The following is a 22,973-nucleotide window of genomic DNA, read 5'->3' as shown; positions in this document are numbered from 1 at the left end:
GCAGGCAGCTGGGCTATGCTAAGCACACAGGACAAAATGTTTATTCTTAAAGCCATCAGTGATCGTTCAAGAATGAAATATGTTTCATGAGAAGTAGATCTTATCATCGCTATATGAGAGCATCGCCTCTCCCTTTTCAATAAAACGAACTCGAGCCTGAAAAAGGAGAGGAATCTATTCAAACTGGTGATCCCATAACAAACGCCATTCGCCTTTTTCTTTCACGACATAGCAATCTTGTTCCATGTAAACATCCCAAAGCGAGAATTGAAGACCTGTGTAACTGGAATTTCATAGGCCGTTTTATGCTGCCTCCCATCCTTATCCAGCCTCCAGTTCTTCACTTTCTTAAATTGGCCTACATCATACTGAAAGGTCTGCACTTCCATATGCTCGCGCTGGACCGATTTTGCACATCCGCAGGTTCGGAAAACCGAAGCTTCACTTCAAAACTTAACATATCCCTGGACTTCCCAAAAAATGATACAAGCTCGCCGATACTCCTATAGGAATCTTATTTTGTCTCCTCACCTCATCGCCCTCACAGGTTATCATTCATTTATATATAAGGATAACGACAAAAAAGAAGCATGTTGGTAGACATGCTCCTTACGTATATGTACCGAAAAAGATTTCTTAGATTCTATGACGCCTTCTCCGATAAAAGAAAAGAAAACAGAAGATTCCTAGCAAACCGCCAAATGTGTCAAGCATGACATCCTGCCATAAAGGGGTACGGCCACCCGTTAGTTTCTGATGAAGTTCGTCTGCACTCGCATAAAAAAGGACACATATAAGAGCCCCTGAAAAAGAAAGAATAGGATTCCTTACAAAACTCCGCCAAACACCCAACGTCAATAAACCAAACACAAAAAAGATAAAAAGATGGGCACCCTTCCGAATGAAAAACTCCACAAAACCACTCACTCCAGCAGTATGGGCACTCACCTCAACCCCTCCATACATGAATGAAATGCCACTTAGCTTATCATACCAATACGGAGTATTGAACTGCGCTAAAAAAGGGGTAACACTTTGCTCCTCATACGTCTGCGTGGAAAAAAAGAAGATCAGCATCGCCCATAAAATGAGTAGAACGGGGAATATGTAATTTCGGATCATACTCTATCAGGCTCCTCCATGATCCCACCTAATTTCTCCTTAAGCTCATCCACAAGTTCATTTACAGTAACATCCTGCCCAGACTCTCCCTTTGCAAAAGTGTCTCTTAAAATATCAAAAAAATCCATTCGAAATTTCCACTCCAATATAATTGAGCCACCATTTCATACTGTTGTCCTAATCCTTTTTTCAAAAATAAGGAATATAGCTCATTTATTTGATAATTACATATATTATGGGTATTGGCAAGATAAAAAGAGGAGGATTTTACACATCTGGTAATAATTTAAAAAAATCCATAATATTAAAGGGGTTAGCTTCTGGATATCGAAAATTCAAAATTAATTAGGTATAATTAATTGTCTGAACCCTGTACCCCCGCTATCCACCTCTCCTATTCTTACTTGTCTGTAATAATTAACACCCGAAACTCTATACGTTAAAAATAGTCCTGTATTGTCATTTGCAATATTAGTTGTCATACTGGCATAAGCGTTTTTAGTTGTATCTTTGAAAACAATAGTATCATTTAAAACCTCAACTTGCTTTACATAGCTCCCACTTACCATTTTATCAATTGAAATTCCTTTATCCTCTGTATCAGAAGCATTATATACAATTCTTGCTTTCTTATCTGCTTTTTCAACTTCTAGTTGGATAGAAGGAGTGGAGCCTTTCTGAACGTTTAACATATCATTTACTGAAAATCCAGATACATTTACGTTCGCAAGCCCCACGACACTATTACCTATTCCATTATTTATTACCTTACTCCTATCTGTTGTGAAAATTGTATTTTGATCTGATCCGTTAGTTATTTCAACATTGTTATCCAAAGTGTATAAAGTACATTGTCTTGCTTTTCTTAGTAAAAACCCACCAGTACTTCCTTCTCTTCGTATGGGTAAACAAGTAATATTTTCTATTGAATGCTTTTTGGGATTAACCGTTTTGATTGCATACCCCGTGATTTGCTCATGAGTTTGCCCTACTATAGTAAATCCAGCAATATTTCGGGTTTTTGAGTGAATTACAACACCATTTTCTCCAAAGGCAGCAGAACATCCTATTAAAGTTACCCCTCGACAATCCTTAAAATAAAACCCATCCCCAACACGTGAAGTTCTGTTTAAAGGAGAACTATTTGCTTTATTTGCAAACGCTTTACAACCCACTAAGTTTATTTCTTGGTATCTATCAAAAAAGTAAATAGGTTGTAAAGACTTATTTCCAAAATGATCTCCAATAGCATTTTCAAGAAGTACCGTTTGACCCAATTGATTCGATTTATTTTGAATAAAGTTAAAATTTATAAACTTATCATTACAATTCCGAACTTCCACGTTCCTAAATGATAATTGATCATATCCATTTACAACCGTAATGCCGTTTGCAGCTACATTATTACAATCTATATATAATCCATCTATCCCTATTCCTTTATTAAAAGTAATTTCATCTTGCTCAAAACGGATTAATTCATTTCCGACAAAAGATGAATCTGCAACAATTCTTGTTTTATAGGCACTTGCTGCCTTTAAATAAACACCTGGAGCAGATATTGTAATAGGTGTTTTAATTCTAAAATAGCCTTCTGGTATAAATAATATACCACCACCTCTTTCTTTTAAGTCAGATATAGCTTGGTTAATAAAAGGAGCATTATCTGTAGAATTATCCCCTACTGCTCCATATTTTGAAATATTGACATTCAATTCATCATAACACTTTGAAATACTCAACAATTCTTTTTCTAATAATTTTATATCAGCAATTGCCTCCTCGCCTTTTCCTTTTACCATGGAAGAATCGCTTCGTTCTAATAGTATACTTTCTCCCTCTTTTTTTAATGTATAACCAAATATTAGAGCAAATATAAAAAGAAAAATATTACGTACAAAGTTTCTTCGTTTCATTGTATATCACCCTTTCAAAGCATAGAACTATTCACTTTCTGATAGAAATTATCGTCATTAAAATTCATAATTAAGCAAACTTTAATTCAATAAAACTAATGTAAAATAATATATTAAATATAATTTTATCGTGGAAAATAACACTAAATTTGCAAAATATAATTAACTCCTATTGCAGGTAATCTAACAACTTATCAAATCAAACCAAAACTAAGTTATTGAGACATCATCGAGTTATTAAATTGCCTGTTTAACTTTTAATAAATTCTAATAAAATTACGAAAAGTAAAATTAATACTAAATATCTATCTGAATAATGATATTGAATAACCAGAGTTACAAAAGCTAATCCACTTTTGGACACTCTCTAAAATAAAAGCTGTCGAATAAGTTTTTCGACAGCGTGACTTTAACTAAATGTATATATAGCATAATATAATAGCGAGAATCTAATTAAAATCTCCCAGCCTATGTCTTGATAATTTTTATAGATGATTATACTTAAGCCGATTCTCCTACTTGACACTTTTTCACATTCTATTCTTTGTCCTCCCTATTTAAATATTAAGAGCCAAATTAAAGCCCTAGATTGAGCGATTACTACAAATTACTTAATAAAGTCATTTACTATGCCCTACCTTTAAAATTAACAGTTCACTTATTCAAACTCTATTGGAGGACTATCTATTTTATCAAAACAATATAATATATTTTGAACAATACGGTATGCTGCCTTTCCATCACCATATGGATTAGCTGTTCTTGCCATATCATCATATACCTCTTTATTTTCTAATAACTCATTTGCAACCTGATAAATATTATCTTCATTTGTTCCAACTAACTTCAATGTACCTGCTTTGACTCCTTCAGGTCTTTCTGTATTATCACGTAAAACAAGAACTGGTACTCCTAAAGAGGGTGCTTCTTCTTGAACACCACCAGAATCAGTAAATATAATAAATGCACGTGAAGCAAAGTTATGAAAATCAATAACACCTAAAGGTTCAATTAGATGAATTCTTTCATCATTCCCTAGTATTTCATCGGCAACTTCTCTGACGGCAGGATTAAGATGCACTGGATATACAACCTGTAAATCACTATGCACCTCTAACAAGCGCTTTATTGCTTTAAACATATTTCTCATAGGCTCTCCAAGGTTTTCCCGTCTGTGAGCAGTTAGCAATAGCATTCTATCTGAACCTATCTTATCTAATAGGTCATGTTTATATGAAGAAATTACTGTAGTTTTCAAGGCATCTATAGCTGTATTACCTGTTACAAAAATCTTTTTCTCCTCTTTACTTTCCAATATTAGATTTTCTTTGGATTGTCCGGTTGGAGCAAAATGCAAATCTGCTATTACTCCTGTTAATTGTCTGTTAACCTCTTCTGGGTATGGAGAATACTTATCCCAAGTCCTCAAACCTGCCTCAACATGCCCAACTGATATTTGATTGTAAAAAGCAGCAAGACTTGCTACAAATGTGGTTGAAGTATCCCCATGTACTAGGACTAAATCCGGTTTCACTTCTTTCATTACATTATCTAAACCTGATAATGCACCAATAGTTACTCCTGTTAAAGACTGTCGCTCTTTCATAATATTCAAATCATAATCTGGCTTAATATTAAAAACCTCTAAAACCTGATCCAACATTTCTCTATGCTGAGCTGTAACAGTAACGATAGATTCAATCATCTCATTATTTTTTTCTAACTCTATTACTAAAGGAGCCATTTTTATAGCTTCTGGCCGAGTACCAAATATTGTCATTATCTTTATTTTATTGTCCATTTAAAAGCCCCTCTCTTTAATTCAATATTCATCTTTTTCGAGTTCCTTACCTTAATTATTTTTATGATGGAAACTATGAGTCCAATCAAACTTTTTGGGCACATTTACTACTGATACAAGTACGTTAATACTAATATTCTTTATTTATTTTTGAAGTTTCAGTAGTATCCTTTTAATCAATATTTTAATTTCACTTAAATTTAACAAGGCAATAATTAGGAATAAAAATATTTGAATAATATATTCCAAGTTTAAACTCATATATAATATTTTAATTTGAATAAACAAAACAATAAACGTTAATATAATTTTTTTATAATTAATACTTATATCTACAAAAGACTTCGTATCAATAATCCGTAAGATCCAAATTACCGCAAAACTTACCATAGTTCCAATGGCTGCCCCATTAATTCCTATTTTTGGGATTAATATAACATTTATTATAATATTTATTATTGCTCCAATTACAGATGTTTTGAATACACCCTTTGTTTTTTTAGCTGCTATATAATTTGTACCTAAAAAACCTGAAAAACTAGAAAAAACAACACCTAAAAGCAGGAAAGGTACATATTTCCATGCCTCAAAATAATTATCTGCAACAACTAATTTCATAATTAGTTTCAAATTTACTAGTATTATTGAAGCAGAAACTAACATAGCAATAGAAAAAATATTGAAAACGTTAGAAAAAAACTTATCTTTATCTTTTGAATCATGCTCTTCAATTGCAGACATCTGCCACGCTTGGAAAAAGATGGAATTGACCATATTTAATATACTTGGGATTTTATTTGCTACAGCATATACACCAGTTGCGCTTAAACCCAGAAAATAGGTAATAATATATCTATCTGACAACCCCATAACCCACCACATTAAAGCATTAGGTATTAAAGGAATACTATATAAAAGCATCTCTTTTGTTAATTTAATATTGATTTTACTTACCTTGAAACTTTGTTTAAGTTTCCCTTTATATATTAAAAATATACCTGTAATTAAATTAGCAAAAATTAATGAAACAAGATACCCGATAATGCCCATTTGATAAATCACAAGTAAAACTATATTACAAAATAATAAGGTAAAAGCATTTATAATGCCACTAATTGCAAATAGTTTGATTTTCCCTTGAGCTCTTACGTATTGTGTAAGTGTTGCGTTAATAGATTGAAAGAATAATATTAAATAAAAGTATAATATTAAGTCATCAAATGGTAGTATATTAATAAAAATAGGGTAAATTAAAATTGACAAAATAAAGCCACCAAGCGTAACAACTATAGAGTTAATTAATACTGCTTGTTTATCATAATTTTTATCCATGGCAAATCTTAATACTGAATCAAAAATACTCAATGTGAAAATTGGTATTAAAAAACTTAATGTCGTAGTGAATAAATCTACTAGTCCAAATTCGCTTTTCTTTAAATACGTTGTGTAAAGCGGCAAAAGTAAAAATATTATTAATTTTGTGCCAAGGTTCCCTATTGCAAAAATAAGAGAATTATTAACTAATTTCTTGTATACGTTCATAATCACCTAACAACCTTACTGGATTTATGTATGGATCATTAATACTACAATTAAGTAGTACTTTACTTTTGAAATTTATAATTCTGTGTTATAGATCTTCCGTATTTCTAATTATTAAATCAAAATTTTGGTCAAATTGAAGTAAAATTACGTTTTTTGTTTGCCAGTAAGTATATACCCATATTCCATTCTTAACGTTTTAATCATTATTAAGAAAACTTATAGAAATAAGGCCAAATAATAGTTAATTAATCCCCCTAAAATTTCAGTGATTTTTCTAACGATTCATAAAATTCATTAAGATTTGGTATTTCTATCTTTGTTGTGTCAATACCCTTGATAATATTTACATTTTTTAAAAATAAGTCAATATCCTTAATTTCTGTCATTAAACATATATATTCTACGTCTTTAAGCCAATCATTATATGTGCCAGTAATTTTGTGATTACTATTAGGCATAACGATACAAGGTGTACCTGTAATTACGCAAAATATCATCCCGTGAAGCCTATCTGTAATAACTAATTCAGAATTTGAGAACTTCTCTAATAAATTGTTAAATTCCTCATTTAAAGAACTTATTGAATCTCCATCTCTTCCAATGTGTGTATCTTGAAAAGAAACATTGTTAAATTTATTTTTGATCGTACTAATTATTTTCTGTTTAGTGTCAGATTTCAGCTGTGCCTCTGAGTCGTCTCTTAAACATAAGATTATTCCATCTCTTGTGGATTCTTGTTTCTTACTTACATTTAAACTTAATACAATATCAGGTATCAAACTGACCATAGTATTAGGGAATGACTTTTTCATAATATCATATGAAGTAGACTCTCTTGCGAATAAATGTAAGTTCGAATGACGGCTATATAGTTTAATAGTTTTTTCAAAACTCCTTGCCCCATTTTTTGTATTAGAGAAATCGATTGTTTGTGGAAAAGAAATAATTTTATTATTAGGGAAAGATGAAATAATATTTCTTCTTAAATTTTCAAATCCTTCATATAAATCCCCCATGTTTCCCCCACCAATAATGGTAATTAAATCTACGGGTCTTATAATTTTCTTAATAGTCCTAATCATTTTATATGTATCTTTTAGATTTATGGAAACTATATGATGTTCAGGTAAAGTCTTCTTTATAAATTCTTTTTGAGCTTGTGTAATTGCTATATCACCCAAATTACCGTAATCCCCTGCAAGCATTAAAAAAACTTTCGGTTTATTAATATTACTAAAACGTGCAGAATAATTACTTCCAAAATTGAAGTATGCTTTATATTTCAGAGATTTTGGAACAAATTTCTTAACATTCTTTTTTAATTTATTCATGATTAAAACTCCTAGAGTTGATGTTTTTTATTTTGTTTCACATATAATGTAGATTTTTTCACATTTTTATATCTAATATAAATAGGATATTTAGATTTTTTTTACAAATTTAAACCAAATATTAAAGGTATAAGATTTCATTAATATAATTTTCATTTTTGCTCTTAGACTTTTTATACGTAATAAAGAGATATAATCAATTGTTTTAATATTTTTCTTTAATAAGGGTTTATGTTCAAGAACGTTTTCTTTATTTTCTATTTTGGATAATAAATATGAATTATAAAAGAGTTGATTAATACTAAAATATTGTATTTCATGATTTAATTCATTTTTTTGTTGAATACTTAATTGATTTTTAATTTCAGTTAAGTTATTTAAATGATCTTTCACTTTCTTAATATCTGTACTTTTAATAATTGAGTCTTCTCGTTGTAGATAATTATATAAAGAATCATTTATTAGAGTGCATTTATTAACTACACTAAATAATTTCATCATAGTAGGTGCATCTTCATAATACTTACCGTATGGGAACTCTATATTATGTTTTATAAACAATTCCCTTTTAACTAATTTATTCCAAGCGTGTCCTGATACAATATTTAGTAAAAAAAGTTTAATTAATTGATTATTATTTACAAACTTATATTTATTATAGTCTTCATTTGTATTAATTTCTTTATCGTTATTATTGCTGTACACATACGAAAATTTACATATTGCAATTTCGCTATTTGAAGTACTAGCTGCACTATACAACATTTCTACCATATTTAATTCTATATAATCATCACTATCAATAAATAACAAAAATTCCCCTCTTGCCTTTTCTATCCCTGCATTTCTTGCAGAACTTAAGCCTCCATTTATTTTATTTATTACTTCTATAAACTCATATTTTTTTTGAAATTCTTCAATTATATCAATACTGTTATCAGTAGACCCATCATTTACTAAAATTATTTCAATCTCGTTAAAAGTTTGGTTTACTAGGGAATCCAAACAACGTACTAGATATTTTTCTACATTATATATCGGCACTATTATACTTACTTTAGGGATCATAATATTTCCTTTCTTATATAAATTTACTTTGGTAGACTCCACTAAAAATCAAAAAATAAACTCTTAGGTAGATTGCTATAATATTCTTACATAAAAAAACCTTCGAGTAATTGGACTAACTTTTAGCATAATAAATTGGGGGAAAATAAACATACTACCCTTGGAGGATTTTATATTATCTTAATAGGAAAATAACTTCGATCTACTTTTTGCAAACCGTAAATTCCCATAATTGCCTTTATTAATTAAACTATTTGTTTTGTAATAAAGAGTTTTTTGACTGCTCAATATTAACTAACAAAGTAGTTGCTAGAATTAGTTGAACTATACTATTCGAGACAATTAATGTATCTATTGGGCTTGTAATTAAACAATATATTACAGGAACTGCCGCAAGGAATCCCAATACTTTTCTTGACAATATTAAAACATTAGTTATTATCAAAATAAAAATAATTAGATTTGTAATAAGCCCAAAAAAACCATACTCTCCTATTATCATAGCCCAGTAGGAATCAGTAACAAACATAGAATAAAGTGGTGAAAGACCCCATAAGTTAGATAATCCATATTGATAATAAAGTGGAGAATAGTTTAATCGTGATGCATGAGAGCCAAACAAACCTAGTCCCACTCCAAAAGGGAAATTATCTTTAGCAATCTCTATTGAGGTTCTTAATAATACACCTCTCGCTTCATTTGGATTAAAAAACTGATTAGATATTCTCTCTCTCGCAAATACGAAAATAGATATTATAGCAATTATTAAACTAGTTATTGATATCCTTTTAAAATAAAAGAGGAATACTAAAATAAAAATAATCCCTATAAAAAAGGAGATAGATGTAACCCTTCCTGCTGTGAAGATTAAAAATAAATTTATCATTAAATATAATTTATTAACTTTTTTATCATAAAGAACATAATTGAAATATAAATTAAAAGTTGTAAGTACTATTATAGATGCAGCGAATTGTGCAGGATGACCAAACCCATATGCAATATTATTAATTCCAAATCTTACTCCAAAAGAAGGTAGAATGTTAAAAAAAACATTGAATATGAATAGAACCAAACAAATATAACTGAAAAAAACACTTAACTTAATTAAGAAATTCCCAATGTTTTCTATATCAATTTTTTGATAAATAATACGGATTCCGAAATAAATAAGCATATATTTAATGTCTGCGAATAAAGTATATGCGCTAAGGACAAATGTATTTTTAATATCATAAAAAGCACTTGAAAAAACTCCAAAAAATACAAATATAAAAAACAATGCAAATATTATAATTTCTAACTTTGTAAATACATTTACTCCTTTTTTCTCATTTATGAATAATTGCACAACACCACTAAAAAAGAGGACTATTGCTAATAATTCATCAAAGTTAGTAAAAAAAGGAATATGTTCTGCCAACAAATTAGAAAAAATGGACAATACTATTACTGCCTTCAAAATCATGTTATTGCCTCTCAACTTAATTTAATGTATTAGTTTTATATTTTTGAGTATAAATATTATTTCATACTCAAAAATGGAAGCTATCTATAATTGTGAATAAATTTTAACAATGTTTTCAATAGATTCATGGATATTGTATTGCTCTTTTATTTTATTAATATTATTGTTTCCCATTCTCTCTATCATTTGTTCATCCTTTAGTAATTGTTCAACTGCATTACCTAAATTTTGAATATCTCCGGGCTCAACAAGGAAACCATTTTCATTATTTATAATTACAGAAGGAATTGAACCTACTTTTGTAGATATAATAGGTAGGCCAAAACTCATTGCTTCAAGTATTGACATTGGCATTCCCTCATTATAGGAAGGAAGTATATAAATAACACTTTTTTGATATATTTCTTGGATTTTGTCTTCATTTGAAATCCAGCCAGGAACAATAAAGAGATCATTTAATCCTAATTCATTAATTTTCTTTCTAACCTTTTCTATTTCACCGTCGCCTGCTAAAAGAAATTTAAATTTAGGATCAATTGTACCTTTTAATTTATTGGCCACTTCAATTAAATCATATGTACCTTTACGATTCGATAATATACCCATAGTTGTAATATAAATTCTATTATTAGAATCATCACTATCTAATTTTTTGGGGAATACTGCATTATCTAAAGAAACAACTTTAGTTTGACAAATCGTTTCGTAGTATTCCTTCCATTCTGTCCCTAAAGCTAAAATGATACTAACTTTATTCAGTGTATTAGAAATATCTGATTTTTTCTTGTCGGCACTTTGATCATAAAACTCTTTAAACTGTGATCCATGCATGTGCAGTATTATTGGTATTTTTTTGTTTTTTAATAAATTAATTATATATTTCTTTCGAATGAAACTACCTTTATATGACATGTGAATATGGGCGACATCATACCTTTTATTGAGAAAATACAATTTAATATACAATCCTATTAACTTTGTAAAAAAGTAAAAAATATTAACAAAATGATTACTTCCAAAATATGTCGGTAAATATTCTAAATCAACTTTTTTGTTTAATCCTGCTTGAAAGTAATTCTTAACTACTCTTGTAATACCACCCGTTGTTCGCAAATGCGAGCCTATCATAATAACTTTCATATACTTTTTCACCATTTCCATTTATATGTTGTTGGACTTATCCCTTCAACATTTTAAATTTTTCTTCCAAGGTATAAATAATAAATTTGGTATTTCCCACTAAATACCTCTTCCACATTCTACCAGGTTCTTGGGTGAACCTATAAAACCATTCAAGTCCTAAATTTTGCATCCACTTAGGTGCCCTTTTAGTAACACCAGCAACGACATCGAAACTCCCACCTACTCCCATTACAAACGGTACTTGCATTTCTTCTCCATATTTTGATAACCAATATTCCTTTTGGGGGGAGCTAAAAGCTACTAATAAAATGTCTGCTTTCGATTTTTTTATAGTCTCCACTATCTCAGGATTTTCATCATCAGTAAAGTAACCATTTCTATAACCACTAACTTTTAAGTTAGGATATAATTCCTTATAATGGTTCACAACATTTTCCACTACTTCTTCTTTAGCTCCAAAGAAAAAAACGCCATAAGATTTTTCTGAAGCCATCTCTATAATTCTTTCCATTAAGTCAATACCTGCTACTCTTTCTGGTAAAGGATAACCTAATAATTTAGAGGCCCATACAATTGATTGCCCATCAGCATTAATCAATGAGCAATCTTGAATAATTTTTTTTAACTCGGGATCTTCTTTCATTAAAACTACTTTACTTGCATTCAACACAACATGTTGAGTATAGACTTTTTTATCAATAATATCTCCTACAACTTTTAAAGTCTCATTCATATTTATTGCAGCAATTTCACAATCATATATTTTACTTGTTCTCACATTATCCCTCACCCATTGGTTTATTCTTCAATTTACCAAATCAAACTAAAAGTGTTATTTTGCTTTGGACGTAATTTCTATACCTTTATTATTAATTTGAAATATTCCCTTTGTATCAATAACGACTTTGTTTTCCAAGCTTATACTATCAATTAATTTAAAATAATCATGTTCAACTAATAATAAAACAACATCTGCGTGCCTTAGTGCATCTTCTGTACTAGAAAGTTTAATATTTAATTTTTGAAGGTCTAAGGGCAATTCGTTTATATGTGGCTCAGAAACATAAACCATATTTTTTGTTAATGAAGCTACCTTAGAAACAATTTCTACAGCTGGACTCTCACGTAAATCATCAATATTTGCTTTAAAAGAAAGCCCTAAACAAGCAATTGTCGGATTAATTATTTTACTTATAGCTTCTTCTACTTTTTCTATAACAAACTGTGGTTTAGTATCATTTACATTACGGGCAGTATAAATTAGTTGTGCTCTCTCCGGTGCAGCATCAACAATAAACCAAGGATCAACCGCAATACAATGTCCTCCTACTCCTGGTCCAGGTTGTAAAATATTAACGCGAGGATGATGATTGGCTAATTTTATCAGTTCCCAAACATCTATATCTAAATCATCACAAATCATTGAAAGTTCATTTGCAAAAGCAATATTTACATCTCTATACGAGTTTTCAGTTAGTTTTGATAATTCAGCAGTCTTTGCAGTTGTTTGAAGGACCTTACCATCAACAAATGATTCGTAAAACTCTGCGGTCTTTTGCGTGGACATTTTATTTATGCCACCGACAATACGATCATTTTCAATCAGTTCTTTTAGTATTTTTCCAGGCAGAACACGTTCTGGACAATGCGATACATATATTTGACTAGAGCTATTTTCATCAATACTTAAATCTGTTCTTTCATTTAATATCAATTCAACAATTTTTTCAGTAGTACCAATTGGACTAGTAGATTCAAGGATTATTAGATTCCCTGGTTCAATATACGGAATGATTGATTTCGTTGCTGATTCAACATAAGCTAGATCTGGCTTATGATTTTCTTTAAATGGTGTAGGCACTGCTAAAATATAAACATCAGCCTTTATTGGCTCAATATCAGCACTCAATTTCCCTGCTGTTACAACTTTTTTCACAACTTTTTCTAGGTCTGGTTCATAAATGTGAACTTCCCCATTATTTATTAAATTAATAGCCTCTTCATTAACGTCTACGCCATGGACCGTAAACCCTTTATCTGCCAATACAGCAGCTGTTGGTAAACCAATATAACCCAAGCCAACTATACATACTTTTTTATTCAATTTAATCATCTCCATTTTTTTAGTAAGCCTCATCCGAGTTAATCATGCATTTCACGGTTTTCAAGATTATTTTGATATCAAATAATAAATTGCGGTTATAAATATAGTAGATATCTAATTTAACCATTTCCTCAAACCCCAAACTATTCCTACCATTTACTTGCCATAATCCTGTACATCCAGGTGTTACTAGCAATCTCTGTTTATCGAAGGGTAAGTATTCATCAACTTCGCGACGAAGTGGAGGCCTTGGACCTACAAGACTCATTTCTCCCTTTAATACGTTCAACAATTGTGGTAATTCATCTATACTTGTTCTCCGAATAAATTTCCCAACCCTCGTAATCCTAGGATCATTCTTCATCTTAAACATAGCCCCAGAGACTTCGTTTAATGCTAGTAATTCTTTTAATCTCTCTTCTGCATCGGAAACCATTGATCTGAATTTATACATTTGAAATTCAGTTTCATTTTTCCCTACTCGAACCTGCTTGAAAAAAACAGGTCCTTTTGGGTCTTCTAATTTGATCAAAATAGCTACAATCAAAAAAATGGGTGATAGTAAGATAAGTCCAATAATTGATCCAAAAATATCAATTAATCTTTTCATTCTTAAATAGCTCAAATTAGCATTTACTTGATCTGCTGTTAAAATGTGTTCAGATGACGCCACTCTCTGCTCAACTGCTACAGCCTTCAAATTGGCTCCTCCTTACTCTGATTTATTTTTATATCTTTTGTTTTTTCAGTAGGTTTTCTATAAACTCTAAAACATCATCTTTAAGATTTTCATCTTTCAATGCAAACTCAATCGTTGTTTGAATGAATCCTAATTTCTCTCCAACATCGAATCGTTTTCCTTCAAAATCATAAGCAAAAACTCGTTGGATTTCATTTAGTTTTTGGATGGCATCTGTCAGCTGAATCTCTCCGCCTGCTCCTAGTTCTTGCTTTTCCAAGAACATAAATATTTCAGGAGTGAAAATGTACCGGCCCATGATTGCCAAGTCGGATGGGGCTGTCCCTTTTGCTGGCTTTTCGACAAAGTTATTTACTTCGTAGCGTCGTCCGTTTTGGTTGCTTGGATCAACAATTCCATAACGATGGGTTTCTTCTTTAGGAACGGTTTGTACACCAATGACTGAAGATAAGGTTTTATCATATTCATTCATTAACTGTTTTAAGCAAGGTGTTTCCGCTTGGACGATATCATCACCCAATAAAACGGCGAAGGGTTCATTTCCAATGAATTTTCTTGCACACCAAACTGCGTGGCCTAGACCTTTTGGTTCTTTTTGTCTAATGTAATGAATATCAACTTTGGAAGGAGCTTGGACCTTTTCTAGTAATTCGAATTTGTTTTTTTCCATTAAATTATTTTCCAGTTCAAAGGCATTATCGAAATGATCCTCAATTGCACGCTTACCTTTTCCGGTAACAATAATAATATCTTCAATACCTGAAGCAACCGCTTCTTCGATGATATATTGAATGGTTGGTTTATCCACGATAGGCAGCATTTCCTTGGGCATAGCCTTAGTGGCTGGCAGGAACCTTGTCCCCAACCCTGCTGCTGGTATTATTGCTTTTTTTACTTTTTTCATTTTTTTTCCCCCTCATGTTATTCGTGATCATTTATTAAATTAAGTATTAATCTGGATGCCGATAAATTTTATGTATATTCCTAATGATTCATAAAGGATTAAACATTTAGAGTTTTAATCCGATATATAAAATGCCATAATTTTTTTATTCATTTAAAAATTAGCAACATTCAAAAAAAAGAAATCTATCTGCCCGTTATTAGAATTCACCGAAAATAAAGATTCCAGAAAATTAGTAATCGGATTCAGTACCATATAAAGTTTCGGACATTAAAAAATCCCCAAAAACTTCTTCTTTTTAATCTTCTCAGGAACTTCTTTATAAACCGTTTTACCTTCCACTAACAATTCCGCGTTAGCTAGAAAAAGATCAACATAATCCACGCTGAATTTCTTTTCAATCACATCAAAAGCTTCGTTCATTTTGAAGCTTCGACTTGTGATGTTATGAGCATCTGATGAAATGAAATGTGTTAGATTAGACTCAATTAATTGCATCGAAAACTTTTGTATGTTCTTTCCGAAGGCACCTGAAACGCTGGCAGCAGTTACCTGGGTAAGTGTTCCGTTGTTCACAAACTTGTATAAAAGATCCGGATTTTGGATTAATTCCTGGTTTCGTTCTGGGTGGACGATAATCGGTGTCAGACGCTCGAATTGTATATCTGAGAGCAATTGTTCCGTATAGCGCGGGACATGTGCCGATGGCAGTTCAATGAAAAGAAACTTTCCTCCATCATTCAAGGTGATGATTTCTTCTAGTTCATAGTCTTTCAAAATCTCTCCATATATCCTTGTTTCTTGTCCTGGCAGTACTTCCAATGGGACGGCTTCCGCTTTTAATGCGGCATTAAGGTCTGCCACTCTGTGTATGATATCTTGTTTCCGGTTTTCATATTTACCATTCATATGATGCGGCGTAGCAATGATCTTATGTATACCTTCTGAAACCGCCATTCTCGCCATCTCTAAACTATCCTCAATCGATTTAGCACCATCATCTACCCCAGGTAATATATGGGAATGGATATCTATCATACCTCCACCTCTTTTCCCTGATTCTTTTAACCTACTTAAATTACAATAATTCCCTATTGTGAATATAATACAAAAACCAGGAAATAAGTAGTGACTTTACTTATTTCCGTAATAATAGTAATAATCGCTGTTTTTTTGCATTTTTTTGTTATTTAATACAACACCCAAAAGGTTACATGAAGCTGCATTCAATAGTTCTTTTGCCTTTATCGCTTGTTCGGTTCCTGTTTTTCCGCTCGAGATTACTAGAATCGTTCCATCACATTTGTTCGATAGAATCTGCGCATCCGTAACGGCTAAGACTGGAGGTGTATCCATGATAATGACGTCAAATTCTTCGTAGAACCGTTCGAATAACTCAGTCATCGAATTTGAGCCTAGTAATTCAGCCGGATTAGGTGGGATTGGACCGCTGGATAACACATATAGATTTTTTTCATCCGTTTCAACGACAGCATCCTTCAAATCCATACGTTTCGTTAATACATTCGTCATTCCAAAGGCATTCGGTAAATTGAAGGTATAATGAACAGTTGGTTTTCTTAAGTCAGCATCGACAAGCAGAACCCTCTTTCCCTGCTGCGCAAATACGACTGCAAGATTGGCTGCTGTGGTTGACTTTCCTTCTCCTGGCCCTGTAGATGTGACCATGATCGTACGTACCTCTTCATCAACGGCAGAGAATTGAATATTCGTCCGGATGGTACGGAATTGTTCCGATATCGGGGATTTTGGATTGAATTTAGCAATTAATTTTCTTTTAGAATCCAACTTTTTCTTTTTAGCCAATTTTTTCACCTCTTCCACGCGTTGCTGGTCTTTCCGAACGTAAGCTATTATCTCCCTGACCATCAATTGTCCCAATGACACCAAGTATAGGCAAACCTAGTTGCTTATCGATATCTTGCTCTGTCTTTATCGTGTTATCCAAGTATTCCAATAGGAAAGCAAGACCTACACCTGCCATTAAACCTACCACCAAAGCAATCGCAATGTTAAGTAACGGTTGTGGCTTGATTGGAGAAGGATTATCTGCAATTTCTGCTTTTGCCAATAATGTCACATTATCTACGTTCATGATCTCGACAATTTGTTTTTGGAACACTTCTGCCGTTTTATTCGCAATATCCACTGCTGTTTTGGGATTTTCATCCTCGACAATGATGTTGACAACTTGTGAATTTTGTTCACTCGCTACCGAAATTTTTTCATTTAGCTCTGCTGCTGTCATGTCTAGATTAAGATCTTCCTTAACTAATTCTAATATCGCCGAACTTTTAATGATGACATTATATGTATTTATTAATTGTAGATTGGTTTGTACTTCATTATTGTTATAAAGCGCTTCTTCATTCTTGGATTGATTGACTAGTAATTGTGTGGAAGCTTGATAGATTGGCGTTAATAGAAAATAGCTGACAATTCCACTTACTAAAACAGCAAGTGCTGTAATGATGATGATTAGACTTAAACGTTTCCGTAAAGTTAAAACTAGGTCTTTTATACTTATTGTTTCTTCCATGATTCCCTCCAACTTTTAAATAACAGCATTGGTATTATAACACAAAACCTTGCCATTCATTGTTTTTTTTGTCATAATTTTAGGTAATTTGATATCTATATTAAATCTCATTTCCCTATAAATTGGTATGGATATTTGATAATTGGTATAAATTACAAAAAAAAGTGTCTAAATCCGGCATATTATGGAGGAATCACATGAAGGTCTTCTTACCCACTTTTATCATTTTAACATGCATCGTATCCTTAGTAATAGGTAATATTCATTGGAACGATAAAATCTCTGATGCTGGTGTAAGCCAGCCTGGGACAAAACAGTCGAAGGATGAATCTAGTAAACCAAGTCCCGATAATGAAGAATTAGTAAAATACATAGGGAATTGGCCGAAAGAAAGCAAAGAATTATATAATAAAAGATTGTCGGAAGGGAAACCTTTTAAGATTTTGATGGTTGGTTCGAATTCCCTTGGCAATGAGGAGTATAACTTGCCTGATGATTTAGCTGACCAGCTGAATCATGTTTATGGGAACACCGTTCATGTAGACGGTTTAATTTACGAAATGATGTCTTCACAATTTGTAAGTCAAAACAAACAAAAAGATTTAATAGAAGCTAAAGCCGATTTAATTTTATTCGAACCTTTCACATTAAAGGACAATGGCAATGTCGCCATTGAGGATTCTCTCGGAAATATCACGTCGGTTATTAAGGATGTCACAGCAGTAAATGAAGAAACACAATTCATCCTGCAGCCCCCTAACCCACTATATAATGCAACATACTATCCTAACCAAGTGGATGAATTGGAAAAGTATGCAAAAGACAACGATATTCCTTACCTCAATCATTGGAGTAACTGGCCTGATCAAACATCAGATAAAATGATAGATCTCTTGAACGAAGACCGGGAATTACCTAATGAAAAGGGCTATAAAATATGGAGTTTGTATCTGGAAGAATTCTTTATTAAGCAGATTTAAAACAAAAAAAGCCACATCTACCATCACGGAGATGTGGCTTTTTTGCATTTAAAATATGCTTAAGAATTTTCTTGATTCTATTTTTTGTGGCATTTCCTTGTAAGCAAATTTCCCTTGAACCAGAAGCTCTGCATTGTCCATGAAAAAATACCTCATATCGACACCAAACTTAGTTTCAACTTCAGTAAAAGCCTCGGTCATATGGAAAGCACGGCTTTTCGTGTTATGGGCATCAGATGCTATATAATGAGTCAAATTTTTCTCTATGAGTTGGAAGGCAAACATTTTCGTTTTCTTTCCAAAACCACCAACAATACTTTTTGCCGTTATCTGAGTCGAAGCTCCATGTTTAACAAGCTTGTAAAGGAGATTTGGAGATTCTAAAAACTCCAGATTCCTTTCTGGATGAACAATGATAGGAACTAGCCCTTTCATTTGCACCTCATATATTAAGGGTTCAGTATAGGCGGGAACATGGTCTGACGGCAATTCGATGAACACGTATCTTCCGCCATCGTTCAGTGTTAAAATTCTATCTTCCTGATAATCCGCTAAAAGATCCCCGTAGATTCGTGTTTCCTGACCTGACAATACTTCCAAATCAATTGATTCAGCTTTCAATGCTTTGTTTAGTTCTGCCACTTTTTTTATAATATCAAATTTCTCATTTTCAAAAGAACCATTTTTATGATGAGGAGTGGCAATGATGGTCTGTATACCTTCCGTTACAGCAAGCTTCGCCATGGCTATACTCTCTGTAATGTGTTTAGCTCCGTCATCAACACCTGGTAAAATATGAGAGTGTATATCAATCATCTATAAAAAACCTCTTTCCGCTCCGTCGGACAAACTTCGTCATTATTTACACATAAATCTAACATTTTAATGAATTTTATACAAATAAAATTAATAGGAATTACTATTAAACGCTGGAAGTCCATAGAATTGTGAATTATTTCACTTTTTATAAATCTTACATCCGTTCTTTTTAATGAACAATAGGGAAAAAGGCATGACTCTTTTGAAATAACTATAACTAAATACTTATTTCAATAGGTATGTCCTATGTGTCTTTTTAAGCAGTACGCTAATTTTCCCTTGTTTTAAACTCTAGACATGACTGATTTCCACTTGTCGGCTAACACTTAAGGATCAAATTGTAAAGTAATTGCATCAAATGCCTCATATACAAAGAAAGCGCTTTCTTTTATAATTATCATAAGAAAACCAAGCCGAAAGGTGTGTTCAATATGGTAGGTAAAAATGAAGGGAATTTCTTAAAAGGACTTTTGTTTGGTACATCTTTGAGCATACCGTTATGGATTTCTTTTATTGGATGGGTAAAATTAATCATTAATAGTTTATTTTAGAGCCCAAGGGCTCTTTTTATTTTTATTCACCATGAAACTCTACTATCCTAATACTCTAAAAATGCTTTCATAACCAGTCAATTTTTTAACCCTATGTAAAGTATGTAATGGTTTTATTTGTTTTAAGTAATGTTATTGTATTCCCTGTTTCCTTCTCTCTTTTTCGTTGTATGATAGAAAAAAAAGGAGTTTTGGTAATGATTATTCTGCAGTATATTGAAAAACTTTTTTCATTCATGCAAAAGGATATACCGGAAACTCATGTTAAATGCCATGTTTGTGCAGGAACAGGTGCCTATGATATTTATACAGATTGTCTTACCTGTAATGCAAAAGGATTAATTAGTAAAGTTGAGTATAATAGGAGGCTTGAAGAGGGTGAAATTTAAAGAATTTCGTGAAGTCGATATATGTAATCAAAGAAGCAGTATTGGCTATTGCTTCTTTTTTTTGTCCCAAAACGGTACCGTTTGCCCCTCACCTTAAAAGGGTATTTTAATTATCAGGGGGATACATATGACAGCAATTACTCATATTGGATTGGCTGTACCTGATTTGGATGCTGCGATTAAGTGGTATGAGCAGGTGTTGGGATTCAGGTTATTGGCGGGTCCCTATTCGTTTGATGTAGCTGAGGAGAATGAAAATAATATGACGAATGATCTTCTTGGTGATACTGTTAAAATGATGCGAAATGCTCATTTGATGGCGGATAATTCAGTGAGGATTGAGCTTTTTGAGTTTGAGGAGGCAAGGATGCCGAAAAGTAAGAGTCGCGGTTATGAGGGCTTTTTTCATATTTGCTTAATAGCGGATGATATTGAAAGTCTGACTGGTGAAATTGCTTCTTCTGGCGAAAAAGGCGTAGCGATATATGGAGTACATGGGAGAACAATCCCTATTATTCAATATATTGTGAAGATCCTTTCGGCAATATCATTGAACTTTACAGCTGAAGCACGGAATTGATGTATGGAAATAAAGATTGATAAGAACAGCCCCCACATCGAATATTGGGGGCCGCCGTTTTTTTATCACTTTTTAACCGTGACTTTCCTCGATTCACTTACGTTTTTCGCTTTGTCTTTTGCATAGGTATATAGGTTCTTCCCCGCTTTTTGTTTGGGGATTTTAACCGAGAATGTGCCTTTAGTCGTTGCAGTGGCAGAACCGATCACTTTTCCTGATGCTTTGATGGATACAGTGGAGTTGGCTTCTGCTTTGCCTGTTACTTTTGTCGTTTTTGTCGTCACTGTGTTGACCGTCGGTTTACTTGGTGCTGTTTTGTCTGTGACGGTCACTGTTTTGATCGAGCTTATATTACCTGCTTTATCCGTTGCTGTAACGGATAGGACTTTTCCGGCTTTTTGTTTTTTTGATATCGTTACGGTGAAGTTCCCAGCACTATTGGAAGTTGCTTTACCGAGAATCGTGCTGCCATTTTTGACAGTGACGGTAGTGCTCGCTTCCGCTTTCCCGGTAACTTTTACGGTATTGTCACCTACCGAATTTACTGAAGGTCTTGCTGGAGCCGTTTTATCAACCACTTTAAATGAAACGGGTATGCTTTTATTTCCCGATTTATCAATGACCCTAGTAGAGATGGTCGTGCCTGCTGGTTGTTTTCCGATCGTCGCTTTAAACGTCTTTTCGCCGTTGATCTTCACTGTGGCGAGTTGTTTTTTATCGGTATAAATGGAGACGGTCCCCGTTTTGAAATCGGTTGGGATTTTCCCATTGATCTTGGTTTCCTTATCGGAAATCGCGGTCACGGCCGGTTTGGTCAGCGTCTTCATTTCCAGCGCTTTCTTGGCATTGACCCGCCCGTTTCCATAGTATATGTCTTTCCCTTTCGTACCGAGGTCCACGGCTGAATCATATAGGCGGTATTCGACCTCCAATTTGTTGAGTTTGGGCTCATGGGACCAAATCAGTGCCGCTACACCCGCCACCATGGGCGTGGCCATCGACGTTCCACTCATCCAGCCGTATTTTTCACCTGGTAAGGTTGAAAGGATATCATCCCCAGGTGCTGCAATATCGACTGTTGAATGGTAGTTGGAATAACTGGGACGCTTGTCCTTTGAGTCAGTGGCGGCAACGGAAATGACATGGCTGAATGCAGCTGGGTAGACACGCTGTACATTTTTCCCCATATCTCCTTCATTACCGGCAGCCGCAACGATCAGTATGCCTTTTTTATAGGCTTCCTGGACGGCCTTGTTCAAAGCCTCCGAATAACTGGTGTCTCCTAAACTCATATTGATGATGTTCGCCTTTTGCTCAACGGCATAATGTATGGCGTCTATGATATCGGCAGTATCGGCATACTCCCCATCAAAAACGTTGATCGGCATTAGTTTAATGTTCGGCGCAACACCCGTTCCACCTATGCCGTTGTTGGCAGAACCGGCAATGATGCCTGCGATATGCGTTCCATGTTCACCTTTTGGTATGATATTCTTCCGATTGTTTACAGTATCATAGGCTTTGACGATCTTCCCTTTTAAATCATCGTGGTTGCGATCGATACCGTCGTCAATGATGGCGACTATCAATTCCTTGGAACCCATGGATTTTGTCCATGCTGCATTCGTACCAAGCTTTTTATGATGCCACTGGTCATTGTAGGCTGGATCGTTCGGGCTTTCCATCTTCTTGAAAAGATAGTTTGGCTCTGCATATTCCACATTCTTCCGTTCTTCAAGTTCCTTGATCAGGTTGTCGGTCGTTTCCCCTTTAGGAACCTCCACCTTTTCTATCAAGTCGTTGATCGGCTCATCGTTCGTCTCTTTATATTTGACGATGACACCATCTGATTGCGGGGTCTCTTCTGCAGATGCAGCATCCGGCTGGCAGATTGGCAGAATCATAAACAGCAATAATACCGGCAGTAAGGCCTGAATATGTTTGTGCATGAAATCACTCCAAAAAAATAAGATTAAGAATAGCTACGGATGA

General features: G+C 33.2%; 21 protein-coding genes. 3 read left to right on the top strand and 18 right to left on the bottom strand.

Annotated features, from left to right (window positions below):
- Positions 1–636: 636 nt before the first annotated feature.
- The 16 genes from QUF86_RS14170 to QUF86_RS14095 all read right to left on the bottom strand — a co-directional run bounded on the left by QUF86_RS14170 (position 637) and on the right by QUF86_RS14095 (position 17,662).
- Positions 637–1,122, bottom strand: a complete 486-nt coding sequence (locus QUF86_RS14170; protein WP_289334692.1) for a VanZ family protein — start codon at positions 1,120–1,122, stop codon at positions 637–639.
- Positions 1,119–1,250, bottom strand: a complete 132-nt coding sequence (locus QUF86_RS14165; protein ID WP_289334690.1) for a YwzD family small protein — start codon at positions 1,248–1,250, stop codon at positions 1,119–1,121. Before QUF86_RS14165 ends, QUF86_RS14170 begins: the two co-directional genes overlap by 4 nt.
- Before the next feature lie 213 nt (positions 1,251–1,463).
- Positions 1,464–3,038: a glycosyl hydrolase family 28-related protein gene (locus tag QUF86_RS14160; protein WP_289334689.1), complete on the bottom strand. Its 1,575-nt coding sequence runs from the start codon at positions 3,036–3,038 to the stop codon at positions 1,464–1,466.
- Between the two features lie 658 nt (positions 3,039–3,696).
- Positions 3,697–4,839, bottom strand: a complete 1,143-nt coding sequence (gene wecB, locus QUF86_RS14155) for a non-hydrolyzing UDP-N-acetylglucosamine 2-epimerase (protein ID WP_289334688.1) — start codon at positions 4,837–4,839, stop codon at positions 3,697–3,699.
- Between the two features lie 144 nt (positions 4,840–4,983).
- Positions 4,984–6,381 carry a lipopolysaccharide biosynthesis protein gene (locus QUF86_RS14150; RefSeq protein ID WP_289334687.1) on the bottom strand — a complete coding sequence of 466 codons (1,398 nt, stop codon included), beginning with the start codon at positions 6,379–6,381 and terminating at the stop codon, positions 4,984–4,986.
- A 257-nt stretch (positions 6,382–6,638) separates the two neighbouring features.
- Positions 6,639–7,715 carry a polysaccharide pyruvyl transferase family protein gene (locus QUF86_RS14145; RefSeq protein ID WP_289334686.1) on the bottom strand — a complete coding sequence of 359 codons (1,077 nt, stop codon included), beginning with the start codon at positions 7,713–7,715 and terminating at the stop codon, positions 6,639–6,641.
- Positions 7,716–7,805: 90 nt separating this feature from the next.
- Complete coding sequence (locus QUF86_RS14140; RefSeq protein WP_289334685.1) at positions 7,806–8,783, bottom strand: glycosyltransferase family 2 protein; 978 nt, start codon at positions 8,781–8,783, stop codon at positions 7,806–7,808.
- A 250-nt stretch (positions 8,784–9,033) separates the two neighbouring features.
- Positions 9,034–10,251 carry a hypothetical protein gene (locus QUF86_RS14135; RefSeq protein WP_289334684.1) on the bottom strand — a complete coding sequence of 406 codons (1,218 nt, stop codon included), beginning with the start codon at positions 10,249–10,251 and terminating at the stop codon, positions 9,034–9,036.
- Positions 10,252–10,335: 84 nt separating this feature from the next.
- The gene (locus QUF86_RS14130; protein WP_289334683.1) at positions 10,336–11,391 is read right to left on the bottom strand and encodes a glycosyltransferase family 4 protein; all 1,056 of its coding nucleotides are present in this window, start codon (positions 11,389–11,391) and stop codon (positions 10,336–10,338) included.
- 37 nt (positions 11,392–11,428) lie between these two features.
- Positions 11,429–12,172: a WecB/TagA/CpsF family glycosyltransferase gene (locus QUF86_RS14125; RefSeq protein WP_289334682.1), complete on the bottom strand. Its 744-nt coding sequence runs from the start codon at positions 12,170–12,172 to the stop codon at positions 11,429–11,431.
- Between the two features lie 54 nt (positions 12,173–12,226).
- A complete protein-coding gene (gene wecC / locus QUF86_RS14120; protein WP_353957660.1) occupies positions 12,227–13,498 on the bottom strand; it encodes a UDP-N-acetyl-D-mannosamine dehydrogenase in 1,272 nt (423 codons plus the stop codon).
- A 19-nt stretch (positions 13,499–13,517) separates the two neighbouring features.
- On the bottom strand, positions 13,518–14,153 hold the full coding sequence (locus QUF86_RS14115; RefSeq protein WP_421157112.1) for a sugar transferase: 636 nt from the start codon (positions 14,151–14,153) through the stop codon (positions 13,518–13,520).
- A 73-nt stretch (positions 14,154–14,226) separates the two neighbouring features.
- Complete coding sequence (galU, locus tag QUF86_RS14110) at positions 14,227–15,102, bottom strand: UTP--glucose-1-phosphate uridylyltransferase GalU (RefSeq protein ID WP_289334680.1); 876 nt, start codon at positions 15,100–15,102, stop codon at positions 14,227–14,229.
- A gap of 270 nt (positions 15,103–15,372) precedes the next feature.
- Positions 15,373–16,140: a tyrosine-protein phosphatase gene (locus QUF86_RS14105; RefSeq protein WP_289334679.1), complete on the bottom strand. Its 768-nt coding sequence runs from the start codon at positions 16,138–16,140 to the stop codon at positions 15,373–15,375.
- Between the two features lie 96 nt (positions 16,141–16,236).
- Complete coding sequence (locus tag QUF86_RS14100; protein WP_289334678.1) at positions 16,237–16,929, bottom strand: CpsD/CapB family tyrosine-protein kinase; 693 nt, start codon at positions 16,927–16,929, stop codon at positions 16,237–16,239.
- A complete protein-coding gene (locus tag QUF86_RS14095) occupies positions 16,922–17,662 on the bottom strand; it encodes a YveK family protein (RefSeq protein WP_289334677.1) in 741 nt (246 codons plus the stop codon). The genes QUF86_RS14100 and QUF86_RS14095 overlap by 8 nt, the downstream gene beginning before the upstream one ends.
- Positions 17,663–17,859: 197 nt before the next feature.
- Here QUF86_RS14095 and QUF86_RS14090 point away from each other — a divergent pair, with 197 nt between their 5' ends.
- Positions 17,860–18,642, top strand: a complete 783-nt coding sequence (locus QUF86_RS14090; RefSeq protein ID WP_289334676.1) for an SGNH/GDSL hydrolase family protein — start codon at positions 17,860–17,862, stop codon at positions 18,640–18,642.
- Positions 18,643–18,690: 48 nt separating this feature from the next.
- Here the strand turns inward: QUF86_RS14090 and QUF86_RS14085 are convergent, their stop codons facing one another.
- Entirely contained in the window at positions 18,691–19,458 is a 768-nt protein-coding gene (locus tag QUF86_RS14085) for a tyrosine-protein phosphatase (RefSeq protein WP_289334675.1), read from the bottom strand.
- A 751-nt stretch (positions 19,459–20,209) separates the two neighbouring features.
- On the opposite strand from QUF86_RS14085, the gene QUF86_RS14080 reads away from it, so the two are divergent.
- Both QUF86_RS14080 and QUF86_RS14075 read left to right on the top strand, forming a co-directional pair.
- Positions 20,210–20,401, top strand: coding sequence for a hypothetical protein (locus QUF86_RS14080; protein ID WP_289334674.1), 192 nt, complete (start codon positions 20,210–20,212; stop codon positions 20,399–20,401).
- Positions 20,402–20,528: 127 nt separating this feature from the next.
- On the top strand, positions 20,529–20,981 hold the full coding sequence (locus tag QUF86_RS14075) for a VOC family protein (protein ID WP_289334673.1): 453 nt from the start codon (positions 20,529–20,531) through the stop codon (positions 20,979–20,981).
- Positions 20,982–21,046: 65 nt separating this feature from the next.
- Here the strand turns inward: QUF86_RS14075 and QUF86_RS14070 are convergent, their stop codons facing one another.
- Entirely contained in the window at positions 21,047–22,930 is a 1,884-nt protein-coding gene (locus QUF86_RS14070) for a S8 family serine peptidase (RefSeq protein WP_289334672.1), read from the bottom strand.
- Positions 22,931–22,973 lie beyond the last annotated feature (43 nt).

Origin of the sequence: Peribacillus sp. NJ11 (assembly GCF_030348405.1) — a bacterium.
Taxonomy (GTDB): Bacteria; Bacillota; Bacilli; order Bacillales; family DSM-1321; genus Peribacillus.
This window is presented reverse-complemented; position numbering and strand designations above follow the sequence as displayed.